This is a genomic window from Streptomyces flavusporus (assembly GCF_046267975.1).
Taxonomy (GTDB): domain Bacteria; phylum Actinomycetota; class Actinomycetes; order Streptomycetales; family Streptomycetaceae; genus Streptomyces; species Streptomyces flavusporus.
In genome coordinates this window covers 4917165-4936123 of sequence record NZ_CP176503.1, presented here as the reverse complement: position 1 = coordinate 4936123, position 18959 = coordinate 4917165, and the positions used below count along the sequence as shown (strand labels likewise).

Below are 18959 nucleotides of genomic sequence, written 5' to 3'. Positions count from 1 at the left end.
GTACCAGGTCACGAAAGCTCTCATTCGCGAAGCCACTTACACCCTGGAGACCGGCCGTGCTCTGCTCTCCGTGCTCGCCGAACAGGCGCAGCAAGCCGGTTGGGCCGCGTTTGACAGCGGCATGCACGCCGACGCAACCGAGCTGTATGAGGAGAGCCGCAAGGCCGCCGTGGAGGCTGGGGACGCGGCTCTCGTGAAGCTTCCCCTTGATCGCGGACACCTGGAGACTGGGACGTGTGAGCCCAGAGGAAGCAGTGCCAGGTGGGAAGTAAGTACACGAAGCGGTACTCGGAGGAGTTCAAGCGGGACGCGGTCGCGCTCGTGGCGTCTTCGGGCCGGACGGTGACCGAGGTCGCCCGGGAACTGGGCATCAGCTCGGAGAGTCTGCGGGGCTGGGTGAAGAAGACGAACGGCACCGGGCAGACCGGAGCGGGGACGTTGGTGGCCGCCGGGAGCGGGCTGGATGCGGCCGAGCGGGAGGAACTCAAGCGACTGCGCAAGCTCGCCGCCGACCAGGCCAAGACGATCGAGATTCTGAAAAAAGCGACGGCCTTCTTCGCGAAGGAGAGCGACCGGTGAGCGAGATATACCGGTTCATCCGCGTGGAGAAGGCCCACTTCACCGTCGTCCTGCTGTGCGCCGTCCTCGGCGTGGCCCGCTCCTCGTACTACGCCTGGGAAGCCGGAGAGCAGGCCCGCGAGGTACGCGAGCGCGAGGACCTCGCCCTGGTCCACGAGATCACCGTCATCCACGTCGCGTCGAAGAAGACGTACGGCGTTCCCCGGGTGCACGCCGAACTACGCCGCCGGGGGCGCCTGGTGAACCGCAAGCGCGTCGAGCGGCTCATGCGCGAACACCGCATCGCCGGTCACAGCCGCCGCACCGGGCGTCGCAGCCTCACCCGCGCCGACCGCAAGGCCGCTCCCGCTCCGGACCTGATCGGGCGCGACTTCACCGCTACCGCCCCGGGCCTGCGGGTGGTCGGCGACATCACCTATGTCCCTACCGCCGAGGGCTGGCTGTACCTGGCGACCTGGCTCGATCTGGCGACCCGTGAGGTGATTGGCTACTCCATGGCAGATCATCACCGCGCCGGCCTGGTCGTCGACGCCCTGGACATGGCTGCCGGCCTGGGCCTCCTGGAGGACGGCTGCATCATCCACACCGACCGCGGATCGGAGTACACCTCGGCCCAATTCCGGGACAGGCTGGGCGAGTTGGGGCTACGGCAGAGCATGGGGCGGACCGGGATCTGCTTCGATAACGCCGCTGCCGAGAGTTTCTTCGCCGTCCTCAAGGAGGAGATCGGCACCCGCATCTGGAATGACCGGGCGAGCGCGCGAGCCGACATCTTCACATTCATCGAGACCTACTACAACCGCAGGCGCCTGCGCAGACATCCCGACTGGGGCTACCTCACGCCCCACGAGACCCGCCAGCGCCACCACGGAACGAAACCAGAGCACGCCCTCGCCGCGTGACAGAACCGTGTCCAAGATCACGGGGAAACTTCAGTTGTGGATGACCCCGTTCAACGTGACGCAGCGGTTCGCGGTACCTGTGACAGAGCGGGGTCCCGCGTACCACGTGTAGTTACCGGAATCCGAAGTGTACTGATCCTGACTGCATGCGCTGCCAGGAGTGCTGCCAGCAGCGCACCGGCCGATGAAGATGGCCATATGCTTGGTGGTGCTGGTACCGAAGTAGGTGTCCACCGTGACGGCACAGTTGGTGCCGCCGTCGGCAGTGCTGTAGTACAGGTAAACCACCCCGTACTTGACGACGCTACTGGTCTTGACATTGTAGGTGTCGATCAGGTTGCCGGAACAGCCGTAGCCTGCTGCGCTGGCCGTGGGGGCGATTGCCATTCCGCCGATGAACAGCGCGAATGTGGCGAGCACTGCATTGCCTGCTTGCTGTCGCAGCGTAGCTCCGAGGGGACTGACGGCAGCTGCTGCACTCGGCAGACACGGCGGGTGGTAGGTCCGCCACCGCAAGGTGATCAATAGGAGCCGGTGGTTACCGGGCACTCGGGTCGGCCCAAACCTCGGCCGACCCCAGCCTGAGGGTGGATGGCGAGCGCACCCTGCCGAAAAAACTCGGCTGAGATGACGGAGCCCCGGTACCCCCTTCGACGAGGGTGCCGGGGCTCAGTGGTGCCCTGGATCGGTAGGAGGTCAGTCCTCCGTGCGGGCCGCCGTTGCGGCGAGGTCAGTCGGAGTTGTTGCCTCCGATGATGCCGCCATTGTTACCGCCGTTCTGCTGGCCGCTTCCAAAGGCGAAGAGGGTGACCTTGTCGCCCGTCTTGACCTCCTGTCCTTCCTGCGGGTTGCTCTGGAACACAATGGCGTTGTCGTCGTCTGAGCCCTCGACTTTCTCGAGTTGTAGACCGCTCTGGGCGAGGACCTGCTTGGCCTGAGCGACCGTCATCTGGGTCACCTTCGGCATCGGGAACTTCTGGTTCTGCGGTGCCTTGGCGATCTTGACGTTGATCGTGGTGCCGCGGTCGACGTCCTGACCGGCGACGAAGCTTTGCTCGAAGATCGTGCCCTCCGCCTGGGCGGTGGACTCCTCCTCCGTCTGGGTGCCTAGGACCAGGCCCTTGGATTGGAGCAGGGTCTGCGCCTCCTCGGGAGTCTTGCCCGACAGGTCGGGGACGGTGACCTGGGCCGTCTCCTTCGCCACCGTGAGGGTGACGGTGGAGCCCTTCTCCAGCTCCGTCCCGCCCTTGGGGTTCTGGGCGAGCACCGTACCCGGCGTTTCGGTGGACTCCTGGGCCTGCTGCTCGACCTCAAAGCCCTTCTCTGTCAGCGTCGACTTCGCATCGTCGAAGAGGAGGTCCTCAACGTCCGGGACTTCGACCTTCGGCGCACCCGTCGACACCACGATGTTGACGGTGGTGTTCTTGTCGACCTCCGTCTTGGGCTGCGGGTCCTGCGAGCAGACGTTGCCCTTCTTCTCCTTCTCGCAGGGCTCCTGCGTGACGGTTCCAACCTCCAGATCGCTGTTGGCCAACAGCCTTCTGGCATCGGCTTCGGTCTGGCCAACGAGGTTCGGTACCGGCACCGTGTCGTTCCCCACACCCCCGCCCTCGAACGCCCACCGCCCGATCAGGATCGCGCCGACCAGGACCAGGACAGCTGCGACGACCAACAGGATCGTGGAGGTGTTGGACTTCTTCTGGCGGCGCCGGTCGGGGCGGTCGTCGTAGCCGAAGCTGCCGTCGTCCGGGTTGGCCGGGGGGAGCAGGGTGGTGGCGCCGGCGTGGCCGTCGGAGCGCAGGGCGGTGGTCGGCTGGTCGTCGGGGTAGCCGCCGTAGCCGACCGAGCCCATGGCTGCCGTGGCCGCGACCGGTTGGCCGTCGAGGCAGGCCTCGATGTCGGCGCGCATCTCGTCGGCGGACTGGTAGCGGTAGTTCGGGTCCTTGACCAGTGCCTTCAGGACGATGGCGTCCATCTCGGGCGTGATCTCGGGGTCGAACACCGAGGGGGGCTGGGCTTCCTCGCGGACGTGCTGGTACGCGACGGCGACCGGGGAGTCGCCGACGAACGGAGGACGGACGGTCAGCAGCTCGTACAGCAGACAGCCGGTCGAGTACAGGTCGGATCGCGCGTCGACCTGCTCGCCCTTCGCCTGCTCCGGGGAGAGGTACTGGGCGGTGCCGATGACGGCCGAGGTCTGGGTCATCGTCATGCCGGAGTCGCCCATGGCGCGGGCGATGCCGAAGTCCATCACCTTGACCTGGCCGTTGCGCGTCAGCATGACGTTGGCCGGCTTGATGTCGCGGTGGACGATGCCGTTGCGGTGGGCGTACTCCAGGCCCTGGAGGATGCCGATGGTCATCTCCATGGCGCGCTCCGGCAGCAGCTTACGGCCGCTGTGGAGGAGCTCACGGAGCGTGGAGCCGTCGACGTACTCCATGACGATGTACGGGATCGAGACCCCGTCGATGTAGTCCTCGCCCGTGTCGTAGACCGCCACGATTGCGGGGTGGTTGAGCGAGGCGGCCGACTGGGCCTCCCGGCGGAAGCGGGCCTGGAACGACGGGTCGCGTGCGAGGTCCGCGCGCAGCGTCTTCACCGCCACGGTGCGGCCGAGGCGGGTGTCATGCGCGAGGTAGACCTCCGCCATGCCACCACGGCCGAGCACCTGGCCCAGCTCGTACCGGCCGCCGAGGCGACGCGGCTCTTCCATAAGCTACCTACCAGCCCTCTCCGTCGGTCCCGACCGGCACGTCGTGCGGCCGGAGGCTGCCGTCCGGGCCTACCGTACCCGGCTCGCTTTGTGTGACCTGGCCAAGCCCGTCAGCCGATACAGGACCGGTATAGCAACGTGCACCGATGTGAAGGTGACGTGACGGGACTCTCACTGCTTGCTCTTGATGACCGCCTCCATCACGCTCTTGGCGATGGGCGCCGCGAGGCCGCCGCCGGAGATGTCGCCGCGGTCCGCCTGCTCGTCCTCGACGACCACGGCCACGGCGACCGGCGAGCTGCCGTCGTCGAGCTTGGCGTACGAGATGAACCAGGCGTACGGCTTCTCACTGTTGTCGACGCCGTGCTGGGCGGTACCGGTCTTGCCGCCCACGGTGACGCCGCCGATCTGCGCGTTGGTTCCCGTGCCCTTGCTGACGACGGTCTCCATCATCGACTGCAGGATCTGTGCGTTCTCCGGCGACATCGGCTCGCTCATCGGCTCCGGCTCGGTCTTCTCGACGGGGTCGAAGTCCGGTCCCTGGAGCTCGTCGACCATGTACGGCTTCATCAGCGTGCCGTCGTTGGCGACGGCGGAGGCGACCATGGCCATCTGCAGGGGGGTCGCGGCGGTGTTGAACTGGCCGATGGAGGACAGCGCCACCTCGGAGGGGGCCATGTCGTCGGAGAAGACGGACGCGTTGGCGCGGACCGGGGTGAACTGCTCGGAGGTGAAGCCGAACTTCTTCGCCGTCTCGAGCATCTTGTCGTTGCCGAGGTCGGAGCCGACCTTGCCGAAGACGGTGTTGCAGGAGTACTGCAGGGCGACTCGCAGAGTCGCGTTCTCGCAGGGGATGTTCCCCTCGTTCTTCAGCGGCCTGGTGGTGCCCGGCATGGTCCACGGCAGCGGGGTCTTGGTGGCGGCGTCCGGGTCCGTGTACAGGCCGTGCTCGAGGGCCGCGGCCGCGGTGACCACCTTGAAGGTGGAGCCCGGCGGGTAGGTCTCGCGCAGCGCCCGGTTGAGCATGGGGTCGTCGGCGTTGTTCTTCTTCTGGAGCTTGTTCCAGGCCTTCGCGTCGTCGCCGGAGTATCCGGCGATTGTCGAGGGATCGTACGACGGGTAGGAGGCCAGCGCGAGGATCTTGCCGGTCTCCGGGTCGAGGGCCACCACCGCGCCCTTGCCGCGCTTGGCGAGGCCGTCGTAGGCGGCCTTCTGGGCGGCGGAGTTGAGGGTGGTGACGACGTTGCCGCCCTCCTTCTTCTCGCCCGTCAGCATGTCGAGGGTGTTGCGGAAGAAGAGCCGGTCGTCGTTGCCGGTGAGGATGCCGTCCTCGAGGTTCTCCAGCTGGTTGGTGCCGAAGGCCTGGGAGGCGTAGCCGGTGACGGGCGCCCACATGGGGCCGTCCTTGTAGGTGCGGACGTACTCGAAGTCGCCGCTGGAGGCCTGCTTGGAGCCGGTGACGGCCTTGCCGTCGACGATGATGTCGCCGCGTGGGGTGGCGTATCGCTCTATGGCGACGCGGCGGTTGTCGGTGTCGCTGGCCAGCTCGTCCGAGCGGAGGTACTGGAGCCAGTTGTCGCGGATGAGGAGTGCCAGGACGAGGAGTCCGCAGAAGATCGCGATCCGGCGCAGGGGCTTGTTCACGGGCGGACCACCTGGGTCATCTCGGCGTCGGGGTTGGGCGCGGGGGCGGGCGCCGGGCGGCGTGCGGTGTCGCTGATGCGCAGCAGGATGCCGATCAGGGCCCAGTTGGCGATGACGGAGGAACCGCCGTACGCCACGAACGGCAGCGTCATACCGGTCAGCGGGATGAGGCCCATGACACCGCCGGCCACGACGAAGACCTGGAGGGCGAAGGCGCCGGACAGGCCGACGGCCAGCAGTTTCCCGAACGGGTCGCGGGCCGCCAGCGAGGTACGGATGCCGCGCTCGATGATCAGGCCGTAGAGCAGCAGGATCGCCATGACGCCTGCCAGGCCCAGCTCCTCGCCGAAGGTGGCGAGGATGAAGTCGGAGTTGGCGGCGAAGCCGATGAGGTCGGAGTTGCCCTGCCCGAGGCCGGTGCCGAGGGTGCCGCCGGAGCCGAAGGCCCACAGGGCCTGCATGGCCTGCTCGGAGTGGACGATGCCGTCCTGGACGCCGGCGCGGGAGAGCTCGAACTCGCGCATCGGGTCGAGCCAGGCCTGCACACGCGTCTGGATGTGCGGCTCGAAGCTCGCCACGCCGACGGCGCCGACCGCGGACATCAGCAGACCGAAGACGATCCAGCTGGTCCGCTCGGTGGCGACGTACAGCATGATGACGAACATCCCGAAGAACAGCAGGGACGTACCGAGGTCGGTCTCGAAGACCAGGATGAGGATCGACATCACCCAGACGACGAGGATCGGACCGAGGTCGCGGCCGCGCGGCAGGTACAGGCCCATGAAGCGGCGGCTGGCCAGAGCCAGGGCGTCTCTCTTGACCATGAGGTAGCCGGCGAAGAAGACCGCGAGGGCGATCTTCGCGAACTCACCGGGCTGGAGCGTGCCGAGGCCGGGGATCTTGATCCAGATCTTGGCGCCGTAGACGTTCGCGCCGAGTCCGGGCACGAGCGGCAGGATCAGCAGGAACAGTGCACTGGCCATGGAGATGTACGTGTAGCGCTGGAGGACGCGGTGGTCCTTGAGCAGCATCAGCACGCCCACCAGCAGGGCGACGCCCATCGCCGAGTACAGCAACTGGCGGGGTGCCGCCTCGACGTAGGTGCTGCTCTGCTGGAGGAGCTTGGACTGGTCCAGACGCCAGATGGCGACCAGGCCGAGCCCGTTCAGCAGGGTGGCCAGCGGCAGCATCAGCGGATCGGCGTACGGCGCGAATTTCCGGACGACGAGGTGGCCGACGCCGGCCAGCAGGCCGAGGCCGAGGCCGTAGCTCAGCAGGCCGGTCGGCACCTCGTCCTTGATGGCGAGTCCCACGTTGGCGTAGGCGAAGACCGGGATGAGGACGGCGAACACCAGGAGTCCGAGCTCGGTGTTGCGCCGGCTCGGTGTGCCGATCGAGCCGATCGTGGAGGTGTGCTGTGTCGACGTGTTGGTAGTACTGCTCATCGTGTGACGGGGCCTCTCACGGCTTGCCTACTGCTTACCGCACAGCGAGACGACCTTCTGCTCTTCCTCCGAGAGGCTGGGGCCGGGGCTGGGAGTGGCGGTCGCGGACGGGGTCGGGGTCGGGGTCGGGGTCGGTGATCCGGAAACCGAAGGACTCGGCGTGGCCTTGGACGTGAGGGAGGTACGGGTGGTTCCCGTGGTGCCGCCGGCTTCGCCCTGGCCGGTCTGTGCGTTGTTCTCGGTTTCGGCGGTGCGCCGCTCCGCCTCCTTCCGGCACGCGGAGGTCTGCACAGCCAGCTCGTCGATCTTGGCCTGGGCGTTCTTCAGGCCGCCTTCGGCCATGGTCGCCTTGACCAGCTTCTGCTGGTACGGGGGCAGGTACTTGAGTTCGATCTCGGGGTGGTCCTTCTCGACCTTCGACAGCGAGACCCAGGCGAGGTCCTGGCTGATGCCCCGGTAGAGGGCGATGTGTTCGCCGTTGGTGCCGACGTAGTACTGCGTCTGTGTCCAGCGGTAGCCGCCGTAGAGTCCGCCGCCGAGCACGGCCAGGGCGAGTGCCCCGTAGACGGATCTCTTCAGCCATTTACGGCCGGGCCGGGGTTTGACGAAGTCGTCGTCGTCGTAGGCGCCGAAGCCGCTGGTCGGGATGTAGCCGGTGGTGTCGCCGGAGCCGGGCGGGCCGAACTCGCCGCCACCGCCGCCCTGTCCGGGCACCTGGCGGCCGAGGCCGGAGGCGCGGCCGGCCGGGGTCTGCATGATGCCGTTGTCGTGCAGGTGGTTCTGGTTCTCGGCGACGGCGCCGACCACGACCGGGGTGTCGGACAGCTGCCCGGCGAGGGTGTCGCTGGTGTCGAGGTCGAGGACGTCGGCGACGATGACGGTGATGTTGTCGGGGCCGCCGCCGCGCAGGGCCAGCTCGATCAGCTGCTGGACGGTTTCCTGGGGGCCCTGGTAGCTGGCGAGGGTGTCCTCCATCGTCTGGTGGGAGACGACTCCGGACAGTCCGTCGGAGCAGATCAGATAGCGGTCGCCGGCCCGGACCTCACGGATGGACAGGTCGGGCTCGACGTGGTCGCCGCTGCCGAGCGCGCGCATCAGGAGCGAGCGCTGCGGGTGCGTGGTCGCCTCCTCCTCCGTGATGCGGCCTTCGTCGACGAGTCGCTGCACCCAGGTGTGGTCCTGGGTGATCTGGGTGAGGACACCGTCGCGGAGCAGGTACGCGCGTGAGTCGCCGACGTGGACGAGGCCGAGGCGCTGGCCGGTCCACAGCAGGGCGGTGAGCGTGGTGCCCATGCCTTCCAGGGACGGGTCTTCCTCGACCATCTGCCGCAGCTGGTCGTTGGCCCGCTGGACGGCGGCGCCGAGTGAGGTGAGCACGTCGGAGCCGGGGACGTCGTCGTCGAGCTGGACGATGGTGGAGATCGCCTCGGAGGAGGCGACCTCGCCGGCCGCGGCGCCGCCCATGCCGTCGGCGATGGCGAGCAGACGTGGGCCGGCGTATCCGGAGTCCTCGTTGCCTTCCCGGATCATGCCTTTGTGCGAACCGGCGGCGAAGCGCAGTGACAGACTCATGCGCACCTCGCCCGTCGGCTCCGGGTACAGCCGATCGTGTCGAGCCACACTGCCCACCCTCCGGTCGGGAGCGCGCCGGGGCCCCGGGTGTGGACCGCCGCTGCGTGCTCGCTCCGCTCGCTCATTGTCGTACTACTTCCGCAGCTCGATGACGGTCTTGCCGATGCGGATCGGTGCGCCGGGCGCGATCGGCGTGGGGGTCGTGAGGCGGCTCCGGTCGAGATACGTGCCGTTGGTGGACCCGAGGTCCTCCACGATCCACTGGCCGTCCCGGTCCGGGTAGATCCTGGCATGCCGGCTGGAGGCGTAGTCGTCGTCCAGCACGATCGTGCTGTCGTGTGCCCGGCCCAGGGTGATGGTCTGTCCCTGGAGCGCGACGGTCGTGCCGGTGAGTGTGCCTTCGGTCACGACCAGTTTCGTCGGGGCGTTACGACGCTGGCGGCCCTGGGCGGGCTGCTGGCGCTGTTGCGGGGGTGCCTGGCGGCCGGCCTGCTGTGGCCGGCCGGCCTCCCGGCGGGACCCGCGCTGGGTGACCCGCGTCCCGAACAGGTCGCTGCGGATGACCTGCACGGCCATGATCACGAATAGCCACAGTACGGCCAGGAAACCCAGCCGCATGACCGTGAGGGTCAGCTCTGACATTGCCCCCGGATCACCCTTCGGCTTGCCTATAGATAACGGTGGTGCTGCCCACGACGATCCGCGAGCCGTCGCGGAGCGTAGCGCGGGTGGTGTGCTGCCCGTCCACCACGATGCCGTTGGTGGACCCGAGATCCTGGATCGTCGAGGGCGTTCCGGTCCGGATCTCACAGTGCCGGCGCGATACGCCGGGGTCGTCGATCCGCACGTCGGCTTCGGTGCTGCGGCCCATCACCAGGGTCGGGCGGGAGATCTGATGGCGGGTGCCGTTGATCTCGATCCAGTACCTGGTGCGCGCGCCCGGCGCGGCGCCGGGGCGCTGTGCGGCGGGCTGGGTCGGCTGCGGGTAACCGTAGCCGCCGGGGCGGGCGCCGGGCGGTGGCGCGGCGGGCATGGGGGGAGCGCCGGCGGGCTGCGCGGAGCTGCCCGGCTGCGGGTAGCCGTAGCCGCCGGGGCGCGCGCCGCCGGCGGCGGGGGCGCGGTTCGGGGCCTCCTGGCTGCTGGAGGAGGCGAGCGTACGGCTGCGCACCCGGTACAGGCCGGTGTCGAGGTCGTCCGCCTTCTCCAGGTGGACCTTGATCGGTCCCATGAAGGTGTAGCGCTGCTGCTTGGCGTAGTCGCGGACCATGCCGGCGAGCTCGTCGCCGAGCTGGCCGGAGTACGGGCTGAGGCGCTCGAAGTCGGGGGCGCTCAGCTCCACGATGAAGTCGTTGGGGACGACCGTCCGGTCGCGGTTCCAGATGGTCGCGTTGTTGTCGCACTCGCGCTGGAGCGCACCGGCGATCTCCACGGGCTGGACCTCGGACTTGAACACCTTGGCGAAGGTGCCGTTGACCAGACCTTCGAGACGCTGCTCGAACTTCTTCAGGACTCCCATGGGGCACCTCCTCCGTCGTTGCCGTCCTGTGTACTGCAGGTACTGCTGGTACTGCTGGTACCGGCGGTACTGCCGTCCGTACTGCTTACCCGGTACTGCTTACTGATCGTATCCACGCGCCGGTGAATCGGCTGGTTCCCCCTGTCAGCCCGGTCGACGGGTGTCGACGCCTGACGAAGTTCCCTTCGGCGCTCCCCTTCGAACTCCATGGATCGTAGAGGGGGCCGTAAACAAGTGTCCCGCACCAGACTGTGGACTCCGCCCCTCTCCTGGGCAGACGGACCGGACCGGTACGAGGTTGATACGGACGGAGGGCCGTCGATGCTGACGGAGGGCTCACGGGGGCTGACGGGGACTGCCCCTGCCCCGAACAAAGGGATGTGAACCCACCCCGTCCAGCGTGCTAATGTTCTGGGTGTCGGAGGGCGCCGAACCCAAGGGAAAGCAGCCCGATGACACACCCAATGCGCGGGTGGCGGAATAGGCAGACGCGCTGGATTCAGGTTCCAGTGCCCGCAAGGGCGTGGGGGTTCAACTCCCCCCTCGCGCACCAGACCGATGAACGGGTCTCTGCAGTGACGGAAGTCACGGCAGGGGCCCGTTTCTCGTTGTGCCGTGCGGTGTGAGGCGATGCACAGCCCGGGGATGTATGCGGTGGGCCCCGCCCGTGAGCTATCTCACGGGCGGCGCATGTCCACAGGTGAGGAGTTGTCCACAGGGTCTGACGGGATTCGGCGGCCGGTTGTACGGTCGGCACGAGTTGATGTTCGTGCGAGTCGCGGGGGAGGCGGTCGTGGTGACCGAGGTCGGGGCGCAGGAGGCGGGTTCCGGGACGGTGCGGATTCCGCGAGTGCGGGGCTTTGCCGAGTGGCCGCTCGGGAGGGCTTCGGTCTCCGGACCGGCCAAGGGGTCGCCCAAGGAGGAGGGCAAGGCCCTGCGGGAGAGGGTTCCGCGGCGTGCGCACGCCTCCCTCGATGTCGACGGCTCCCGGCCCGATGCGGTGACCGCGGTCGAGGAGTCGAGCCGTGGCCGCATCCCCGAGCTCCCGCCGATACGGATCGGCAGGATGGCGGCCACCCCCTTCGCCTTCCTGCGCGGTTCGGCGGGCCTCATGGCGTACGACCTGGCCCGCACCCCCATGACCAGGATCCGCGCCCAGATCTGCGGCGACGCGCACGCGGCGAACTTCGGCCTGTACGGCGACGCCCGCGGCGGCCTGGTCATCGACCTGAACGACTTCGACGAGACGGTCGACGGCCCCTGGGAGTGGGACCTCAAGCGGCTGGCCGCCTCCCTGGTGCTGGCGGGCCGGGAGGCCGGCGCGGACGAGGACACGTGCCGGGCGGCGGCGCACGACACGGTGGGCGCGTACCGCCGCACCATGCGGCTGCTCGCCAGGCTCCCGGCGCTGGACGCGTGGAACGCCATCGCGGACGAGGAGCTCGTCTCCCACACCGACGCCCATGATCTGCTCGGCACCCTGGAGCGGGTCAGCGAGAAGGCGCGGGCGAACACCAGCGGACGCTTCGCCGCCAGATCGACGGAGCCGACCGAGGGCGGCGGCCGCCGCTTCGTCGACGCCCCGCCGGTGCTGCGTCGCGTCCCGGACGCGGAGGCGGCGGCCGTGGCGGCCTCTCTGGAGCAGTACCTGACGACTCTCTCCGAGGACCGCCTCCCGCTGCTGGCCCGCCATGCGGTGCACGACGTGGCGTTCCGCGTCGTCGGCACGGGCAGTGTGGGCATGCGGTCGTACGTCGTGCTGCTGCTGGACCACCGGGGCGAGGCGCTGATACTCCAGGTGAAGGAGGCCCGCGCCTCGGCTCTGCTGCCCCATCTGCTGACCGCCGGCTTCGACGTTCCGCCCGTCGATCACGAGGGCCGCCGGGTCGTCCTCGGCCAGAAGCGTATGCAGGTCGTCAGCGACATCCTGCTCGGCTGGACGACCGTCGACGACCGCCCGTTCCAGGTCCGTCAGTTCCGTAACCGCAAGGGGAGCGTCGACCCCGCCGCCCTGTCCACCGACCAGCTCGACGACTACGCCCGCATGGCGGGCGCGCTTCTCGCCCGTGCCCACTCCCACAGCGCCGACCCCCGCCTGATCGCCGGCTACTGCGGCAAGAACGAGGAGCTCGACGAGGCGATGGCCATGTTCGCCGTCGCCTACGCCGACCGTACGGAGGCGGACCATGCGGCGCTGGTGTCGGCGGTGCGGGCCGGGCGGGTCGCGGCTGAGCTGGGCGTATGAGGGTGAGCCTCCGAGGCCGGTCCGCCCGTGGCCTACGCTGGTCGGGTGACGACCCCGGATGCTCAGCAGGATGGTGTCGCCGGTGAGGCGCAGGCGACGCCCGAGGACGGCGCGCCCCGGCCCGAGGAGCGGCTGGAGCGGGCCGTGCGGGCGGCCGAGCAGGCGCTGATCGAGTACGAGATCGCGGTCGAGACCTTCCGGGTCGAGATCGAGAACTTCTCCCGGCTGCACCACCAGAGGCTCGGCCCGATGTACGCCCGCCTCGAGGAGCTGGACGCGCAGATCGCCGAGGCCAGGGCCGCACAGAGCGGTGACCCCGAGGACCTGCGCCGTGCGCAGGAGCTGCGTGCCCGGGTGCTGCCGATGCCCTCCGTGGAGGAGCTGTTCCACGGCTGGATGGACAGCGACGGCCTGTTCCCGGAGGCCGTGGCGATGCTCACGGACCAACCCGTGCAGCCCCCGCAGCGGGTGCGGCCCAGCGAGGAGGCCCGCAAGCTCTACCGCGAGCTGGCCCGCAAGGCCCACCCCGACCTGGCGCAGGAGGAGGGTGAGCGCAAGCGGCGTGAGGAGTTCATCACCCGCGTCAACACCGCCTACGCCCGTGGCGACGAGGCGCTGCTGCGAGAGCTGTCCGAGGAGTGGGCCGCCGGGCCGGTGCCCGAGGAGCGGCGTCCGAGCCGTGGCGAGGAGCTGTACGCCCGCCTGGAGTGGCTGGCCCAGCGCAAGGAACTGCTCACCGTCGTCGCCCGGGAACTGGAGGAGAGCGCCATCGGCTCCATGCTCCGGCTGGCGCCGGACGACCCGGACCGTCTCCTCGAGGAGATCGCCGAGCAACTGCTGGCGGACGTCGCGGCACGCGAGGCGGAGCTGGCGGCGCTGGCCGGGCAGGCGTGAGCGGTGCATACCGGGCGGGCGTGAGCGGTGTGTGCCCGGCGGGCGTGAGGCGTCCGACCTGTCGGGCCTGAGCGGTGCCGACCGGTAGGGCCTGAACGCCCGGTGTTGCGTCGGGTAGCGTCGGGAGCATGAATTTCGGAGCCGGTGTTCCCACGGTCGAGGTCACGGACCTCAAGGACGACGACTTTCTGCTGGACGTCCGCGAGGACGACGAGTGGCAGGCGGGTCACGCCGAAGGGGCGCTGCACATTCCCATCAGCGAGTTCGTGGCGCGCTACGGCGAGCTGACCGAGGCCGCCCCGCAGGACGGCCGGGTGCATGTGATCTGCCGCTCCGGCGGGCGTTCGGCCCAGGTCACGATGTACCTCGTCCAGCGGGGCATCGACGCTGTGAACGTCGACGGCGGTATGCAGGTGTGGGCGGCCACCGGCCGTCCCGTGGTGACCGACGCGGGTGAACCGGGGCACGTCCTCTAGCAGCTCTCCGGGGGCGTCAGGCCGGCGGATGGGCTGCCAGCAGGTCGCCCAGCGCCTCCTCGTGCGCCGCGGCCGGGCCGAGCGACAGCTCCAGGTGCTTGGCCCAGGCGTGGTACCGGTGCAACGGGTAGTCGACGTCGGCGCCGAACCCCCCGTGCAGGTGCTGCGCCGTCTGCACGACCCGGCGTACGCCGTCCGCCGCCCAGATCTTGGCGACCGCGACATCCCCGGAGGCGGGCAGCGCACCCTGGGCACCCGAGGCGATGCGCCACGCGGCCTGCCACAGGGTGGCCTCCATGGCGCGCAGATCGATGTACCGGTCGGCGGCCTGCACGGCGACGGCCTGGAAGGTGGCGATCGGGTACCCGAACTGCTCCCGCTTGCCCGCGTACTCGCTGGTCATCCTCAGCACCCGCTCCCCGAGCCCGAGCGCCAGCGCGCACGTCCCGGTGGCCAGCAGCTCACGCAGCCACTCCCAGGCGCCGTCGGCCGTGATGACGTACCGGTCCGGAATCCGCACGGCCTTCAGCCGCAGCTCGCCGAGCCGCTCGCCGGTGGTGGAGACCTGCTCGGCGAGAACCGCCCCTTCGTGACCGCGGGGCACCACGGCGAGGATGCTGCGGTCGGCACCGGTGTGCGCCGGGACGAGCGTGAAGTCGGCGTCATACGCCCAGGGCACCGCCGTCTGCACCCCGTCGAGGATCCAGTCGGCTCCGTCCGGCCCGTCCTGCCGTGCGCTGACGGCACGTTCGGCGGGATCGTGACCCCCGGTACGGCCCTCGCCGGCGACGGTCAGCACGATCTCACCGCGCCCCGCCCTCGCGAGCACGGCCGACTTCAACTCCTCGCCGCCGTAGGCCTGTACGGCCGCCAGGGCCGCGCTGCTCTCCAGCAGCGGCACCCGCGCCAACACCTTCGCCGACTCGCGCAGCACCAGGCACAACGCGATGGCGTCGAGGCCCGCCCCGCCGTACTCCGGGTCGAGGAGCAGGCCCAGCAGGTCGGCGTCGGCGAGCCTGGCCCACAGCGCCCGGTCGAAGTCGTCGGCCACGGCGCCGGTGGTGAGCGCCGGGCTCGGCACGGCGTCCGGCGCGATGTCGGCGAAGACGCCCCGCGCCGCCTCGGCTGCCGCCTGTTGCTCCTCGGTGAAGGTGAAGTCCACGGTCCCTGTCCTTCCGGGCGGCTCCGCTGATCTGACGGAGCGTCAAGATAGAACAGGTTCTAGAAGAAGGGAATGACCGGGGACGCCGGTGCCGCTCACCGTGCGCCCCGCGCTCTCAACGGTCGAAGTCCAGCTCCACCCGCTCCGTCACCGGATGCGACTGGCAGGCCAGCACATACCCGGCTTCCGTCTCCTCCCTCTCCAGCGCGAAGTTGCGGTCCATGCGCACCTCGCCGGAGACCAGGAACGCCCGGCAGGTGCCGCACACCCCGCCCTTGCAGGCGTAGGGAGCGTCGGGCCGGTTGCGCAGCACCGCCTCCAGGAGCGACTCGCCGTCCTGCACGGGCCAGGTCCCGCCGCGGCCGTCGAGCCGAGCGGTCACCGTGCTGTGCGCGGGCGCGGGGACACTCGGCGTGGCGGGCGCTCCGGCGTCCACGTGGAAGATCTCCTCGTGGATCCTGCTGCGCGGTACGTCCAGCCCGCGCAGCGCCCGCTCGGCCTCCTGCACCAGCCCGAACGGCCCGCACAGGAACCACCCGGCGACCTCCGTCACCGGCAGCAGCGCCGGAAGCAGACCCGTCAGCCGCTCCCGGTCGAGCCGCCCGGAGGGCAGTCCGGCCTGCTGTTCCTCCCGCGAGAGAACCGTTACCAGCTGGAGGCGTTCCGGGTAGCGGTCCTTGAGGTCGGCGACCTCCTCCAGGAACATCGTCGAGGCGGACGTCCGGTCGCTGCGTATGAGGCAGAAGCGGGCCTGCGGCTCGCGTGCCAGCAACGTCGAGACGATCGACAGCACCGGTGTGATCCCGCTGCCGCCGACGATCGCGGCGTACAGACCGGGCGCGGGATCGAGGGTGAAGCGTCCCGCCGGTGTCATCACCTCCAGCTCGTCACCGACGTTGATCTCCTTCAGTGCGTACGTCGAGAAGGCCCCGCCCTCGACGAGCCGCACCCCCACCCGCAGGGTGCGCGGCCCTTCGCCGTTGTCCGGAGCCGGGGAGCAGATCGAGTACGTTCGCCGGATCTCGACCCCGTTGACCACGCGCCGCAGGGCGAGGTGCTGCCCGGCGGCGTGCCGGTACTCCGCGCGCAGTTCCTCGGGGACCGAGAGTGTGACGGCGATGGAGTCGTCGGTGAGCCGGTCGACCGCGGTCACCGGGAGTGTGTGGAAACGGGCCATCACAACTCCTTGAAGTGGTCGAACGGTTCACGGCAGGCCAGACAGCGCCGCAGCGCCTTGCACGCGGTGGAGGAGAAACGGCTGAGCAGCTCGGTGTCGGCGGATCCGCAGTGCGGGCAGCGGACGGGATCCGTCTCCTCGGTGAGCGTGCGCGTCGGCCCCAATTCCAGCGCCACCGGTCCGGAATCCCGCCGCACGCGCGGCGGCGCGATCCCGAACTCCCTGAGTTTGCGGCGCCCTTCGGGCGTGATGTCGTCCGTGGACCAGGCCGGTGTGAGCACCGTGCGGACGGTCACGTCCCGTATGCCGTGCTCGTGCAGCGCCCGTTCTATGTCCACGCTCATCGCCTCGAGGGCGGGGCAGCCGGTGTATGTCGGGGTCAGCTCGACCTCGACCGCGTCTGCGTCGCGCAGGTGCACCGCGCGCAGTACGCCCAGTTCCTGCAGGGTGAGCACGGGCAGCTCGGGGTCGGGCACCGAGCCCGCCACCCGCAGTAGCTCCGCTTCCGGAGTCGTCGTACCGGTCACCATGTCGCCCCCGGGTGGCTGCGATGCAGATGCTGCATCTCGGCGAGCATGCGTCCGAACGGCTCGGTGTGCAGGCCCTGCCGGCCGGCGCCCGCCGTCCAGGCCCCGGACTGCGGTCCCTCGGGGGGCGTGAGGGTCGCGCGGCGCAGGACGTCCCCGACCGACTCCAGCCAGTCCGCCCGCAACTTCTCCTCCTCGACGTCCAGGCCCTCCACCGGCTGGAACATCTCACCGGTGAACCGCCACAGCGCCGCGCACGCCCGCTGCATCCGCTCATGGCTCACCTCAGTGCCGTCGCCGAGGCGCACGGTCCACTGCTCGGCGTGGTCGCGGTGGTAGGCGACCTCTTTGACGGCCTTCGCGGCGAGGGGGGCGAAGGGGCCGTCTCCGGCGGCCAGCCGGGCGTACAGCAGGTGCTGGTAGGTGGAGAAGAACAGCTGGCGGGCGATGGTGTGGGCGAAGTCGCCGTTCGGCTGTTCCACCAGCTGGAGGTTGCGGAAGGCGCGCTCCTCGCGCAGGTACGCCAGCTCGTCCTCGTCGCCGGCCAGTGAGAGCAGCACACGGGCCTGGCCGAGCAGGTCCAGCGCGATGTTGGCGAGGGCGACCTCCTCCTCCAGCACGGGGGCGCGGCCGGCCCACTCGCCCAGGCGGTGGGAGAGCACCAGGGCGTCGTCGCCCAGGGCGAGGGCGGCGGTGGTGGGGACGGTGGTCGTCACAGGTGCTTCACCCCCTCCGGGATCTCGTAGAACGTCGGGTGCCGGTAGGGCTTGTCGGCCGACGGTTCGAAGAAGGGGTCCTTTTCGTCGGGCGAGGACGCCGTGATGGCGGACGAGGGGACGACCCAGATCGAGACGCCCTCGCCGCGCCGGGTGTACAGATCGCGCGCGTTGCGCAGGGCGAGCTCCGCGTCCGGGGCATGCAGGCTGCCGGCGTGGGTGTGGGACAGGCCGCGGCGTGAGCGCACGAAGACCTCCCACAGCGGCCAGTCGGTGTTCGTCATGCTCGCGTCGCTCCCGTCGTCTCCGTGGTACGCGGGCCCCGGGCGGCGCGCTTGGCCGCGTGGGCCGCGGCCGCCTCCCGCACCCAGGCGCCCTCCTCGTGCGCCTGCCTGCGCTGCGTCATCCGCTGCTCGTTGCACGGGCCGTTGCCCTTGAGCACCTCCCAGAACTCCGTCCAGTCGATCGGGCCGAAGTCGTAGTGCCCGCGCTCCTCGTTCCACCTCAGGTCCGGGTCCGGGACGGTGAGGCCCAGGGACTCGGCCTGCGGGACGCAGATGTCGACGAAGCGCTGGCGCAGCTCGTCGTTCGAGTGGCGCTTGATCTTCCAGGCCATCGACTGGGCCGAGTGCTGGGACTCGTCGTCGGGCGGGCCGAACATCATCAGGGACGGCCACCACCAGCGGTCCACCGCGTCCTGCGCCATCGCGTGCTGCTCGGGGGTGCCGCGGCTGAGGGCGAGCAGCAGCTCGTAGCCCTGGCGCTGGTGGAAGGACTCCTCCTTGCAGATGCGGACCATCGCGCGGGCGTACGGGCCGTAGGAGCAGCGGCACAGCGGTACCTGGTTGGTGATCGCGGCGCCGTCCACCAGCCAGCCGATCGCGCCGACGTCCGCCCAGGTCAGCGTGGGGTAGTTGAAGATCGAGGAGTACTTCTGGCGGCCGCTGTGCAGCTTGTCCAGCAGTTCCTCGCGGCTGGTGCCGAGCGTTTCGGCCGCGCTGTACAGGTACAGCCCGTGGCCCGCCTCGTCCTGGACCTTGGCCATCAGGATGGCCTTGCGGCGCAGCGAGGGCGCGCGCGTGATCCAGTTCGCCTCCGGCTGCATGCCGATGATCTCGGAGTGGGCGTGCTGGGCGATCTGCCGGACCAGCGTCGCGCGGTACGCGTCGGGCATCCAGTCACGCGGCTCGATGCGCTCGTCGGCGGCCACGGCGGCGTCGAAGGCGCGCTCGTACGCATCGGTGGCGTCGTCGTCGGTGCCGTATGCCGCTGTGCGGTCCGTCTCGTGCGCGGCTGCTGTCGCCATGAGGCCCCCTCGACCTTGGGCTCTGTCCGGAGCTACTCCCGACCGATCGTTCGGTTCATGCGATTCCATGGTCGGTCGAGCGCCG

At 69.7% G+C, this 18959-nt stretch carries 18 protein-coding genes and 1 tRNA gene; 6 read left to right on the top strand and 13 right to left on the bottom strand.

Features of this window, described 5'->3' with window-relative positions:
• Nucleotides 1-261: 261 nt before the first annotated feature.
• The gene (locus ACKTSN_RS23395) at nt 262-579 is read left to right on the top strand and encodes a transposase (RefSeq protein WP_409469760.1); all 318 of its coding nucleotides are present in this window, start codon (nt 262-264) and stop codon (nt 577-579) included.
• Complete coding sequence (locus ACKTSN_RS23390) at nt 576-1481, top strand: IS3 family transposase (protein ID WP_409469761.1); 906 nt, start codon at nt 576-578, stop codon at nt 1479-1481. The genes ACKTSN_RS23395 and ACKTSN_RS23390 overlap by 4 nt, the downstream gene beginning before the upstream one ends.
• A 30-nt stretch (nt 1482-1511) precedes the next feature.
• On the opposite strand, the gene ACKTSN_RS23385 is transcribed toward ACKTSN_RS23390, so the two are convergent.
• The 7 genes from ACKTSN_RS23385 to ACKTSN_RS23355 form a co-directional block, all read right to left on the bottom strand.
• Nucleotides 1512-1901 carry a hypothetical protein gene (locus ACKTSN_RS23385; RefSeq protein WP_409470910.1) on the bottom strand — a complete coding sequence of 130 codons (390 nt, stop codon included), beginning with the start codon at nt 1899-1901 and terminating at the stop codon, nt 1512-1514.
• A gap of 310 nt (nt 1902-2211) precedes the next feature.
• Nucleotides 2212-4194 (bottom strand): Stk1 family PASTA domain-containing Ser/Thr kinase, encoded by a 1983-nt coding sequence (pknB, locus tag ACKTSN_RS23380; protein WP_409470909.1) that lies wholly within the window; start codon nt 4192-4194, stop codon nt 2212-2214.
• Between the two features lie 171 nt (nt 4195-4365).
• Nucleotides 4366-5838: a penicillin-binding transpeptidase domain-containing protein gene (locus tag ACKTSN_RS23375; RefSeq protein ID WP_409470908.1), complete on the bottom strand. Its 1473-nt coding sequence runs from the start codon at nt 5836-5838 to the stop codon at nt 4366-4368.
• The gene (locus ACKTSN_RS23370) at nt 5835-7283 is read right to left on the bottom strand and encodes an FtsW/RodA/SpoVE family cell cycle protein (protein WP_409470907.1); all 1449 of its coding nucleotides are present in this window, start codon (nt 7281-7283) and stop codon (nt 5835-5837) included. The genes ACKTSN_RS23375 and ACKTSN_RS23370 overlap by 4 nt, the downstream gene beginning before the upstream one ends.
• A gap of 27 nt (nt 7284-7310) precedes the next feature.
• Nucleotides 7311-8855, bottom strand: coding sequence for a Stp1/IreP family PP2C-type Ser/Thr phosphatase (locus ACKTSN_RS23365; RefSeq protein WP_409474902.1), 1545 nt, complete (start codon nt 8853-8855; stop codon nt 7311-7313).
• Between the two features lie 132 nt (nt 8856-8987).
• Nucleotides 8988-9497: an FHA domain-containing protein FhaB/FipA gene (locus ACKTSN_RS23360; RefSeq protein ID WP_409470906.1), complete on the bottom strand. Its 510-nt coding sequence runs from the start codon at nt 9495-9497 to the stop codon at nt 8988-8990.
• 10 nt (nt 9498-9507) lie between these two features.
• Nucleotides 9508-10371 (bottom strand): FhaA domain-containing protein, encoded by an 864-nt coding sequence (locus tag ACKTSN_RS23355; RefSeq protein WP_409470905.1) that lies wholly within the window; start codon nt 10369-10371, stop codon nt 9508-9510.
• A 466-nt stretch (nt 10372-10837) separates the two neighbouring features.
• On the opposite strand from ACKTSN_RS23355, the gene ACKTSN_RS23350 reads away from it, so the two are divergent.
• The 4 genes from ACKTSN_RS23350 to ACKTSN_RS23335 all read left to right on the top strand — a co-directional run bounded on the left by ACKTSN_RS23350 (nt 10838) and on the right by ACKTSN_RS23335 (nt 13986).
• A tRNA-Leu gene (locus ACKTSN_RS23350) sits at nt 10838-10924 on the top strand.
• 210 nt (nt 10925-11134) lie between these two features.
• Entirely contained in the window at nt 11135-12616 is a 1482-nt protein-coding gene (locus ACKTSN_RS23345; protein ID WP_409470904.1) for a DUF2252 domain-containing protein, read from the top strand.
• Between the two features lie 45 nt (nt 12617-12661).
• Nucleotides 12662-13510: a hypothetical protein gene (locus tag ACKTSN_RS23340; RefSeq protein ID WP_409470903.1), complete on the top strand. Its 849-nt coding sequence runs from the start codon at nt 12662-12664 to the stop codon at nt 13508-13510.
• A gap of 128 nt (nt 13511-13638) precedes the next feature.
• A complete protein-coding gene (locus tag ACKTSN_RS23335; RefSeq protein ID WP_409470902.1) occupies nt 13639-13986 on the top strand; it encodes a rhodanese-like domain-containing protein in 348 nt (115 codons plus the stop codon).
• 16 nt (nt 13987-14002) lie between these two features.
• Here the strand turns inward: ACKTSN_RS23335 and ACKTSN_RS23330 are convergent, their stop codons facing one another.
• From ACKTSN_RS23330 to paaA, 6 genes are all read right to left on the bottom strand, one after another.
• A complete protein-coding gene (locus ACKTSN_RS23330) occupies nt 14003-15148 on the bottom strand; it encodes an acyl-CoA dehydrogenase family protein (RefSeq protein ID WP_409470901.1) in 1146 nt (381 codons plus the stop codon).
• Between the two features lie 115 nt (nt 15149-15263).
• A complete protein-coding gene (locus ACKTSN_RS23325; protein WP_409470900.1) occupies nt 15264-16325 on the bottom strand; it encodes a 2Fe-2S iron-sulfur cluster-binding protein in 1062 nt (353 codons plus the stop codon).
• Nucleotides 16325-16855 carry a 1,2-phenylacetyl-CoA epoxidase subunit PaaD gene (gene paaD, locus ACKTSN_RS23320; protein WP_409470899.1) on the bottom strand — a complete coding sequence of 177 codons (531 nt, stop codon included), beginning with the start codon at nt 16853-16855 and terminating at the stop codon, nt 16325-16327. Before paaD ends, ACKTSN_RS23325 begins: the two co-directional genes overlap by 1 nt.
• Nucleotides 16849-17568 (bottom strand): 1,2-phenylacetyl-CoA epoxidase subunit PaaC, encoded by a 720-nt coding sequence (gene paaC / locus ACKTSN_RS23315; protein ID WP_409470898.1) that lies wholly within the window; start codon nt 17566-17568, stop codon nt 16849-16851. The genes paaD and paaC overlap by 7 nt, the downstream gene beginning before the upstream one ends.
• Nucleotides 17565-17852 (bottom strand): 1,2-phenylacetyl-CoA epoxidase subunit PaaB, encoded by a 288-nt coding sequence (gene paaB, locus ACKTSN_RS23310; RefSeq protein ID WP_020119451.1) that lies wholly within the window; start codon nt 17850-17852, stop codon nt 17565-17567. The genes paaC and paaB overlap by 4 nt, the downstream gene beginning before the upstream one ends.
• A complete protein-coding gene (gene paaA / locus ACKTSN_RS23305; RefSeq protein ID WP_409470897.1) occupies nt 17849-18874 on the bottom strand; it encodes a 1,2-phenylacetyl-CoA epoxidase subunit PaaA in 1026 nt (341 codons plus the stop codon). The genes paaB and paaA overlap by 4 nt, the downstream gene beginning before the upstream one ends.
• Nucleotides 18875-18959: the final 85 nt, after the last annotated feature.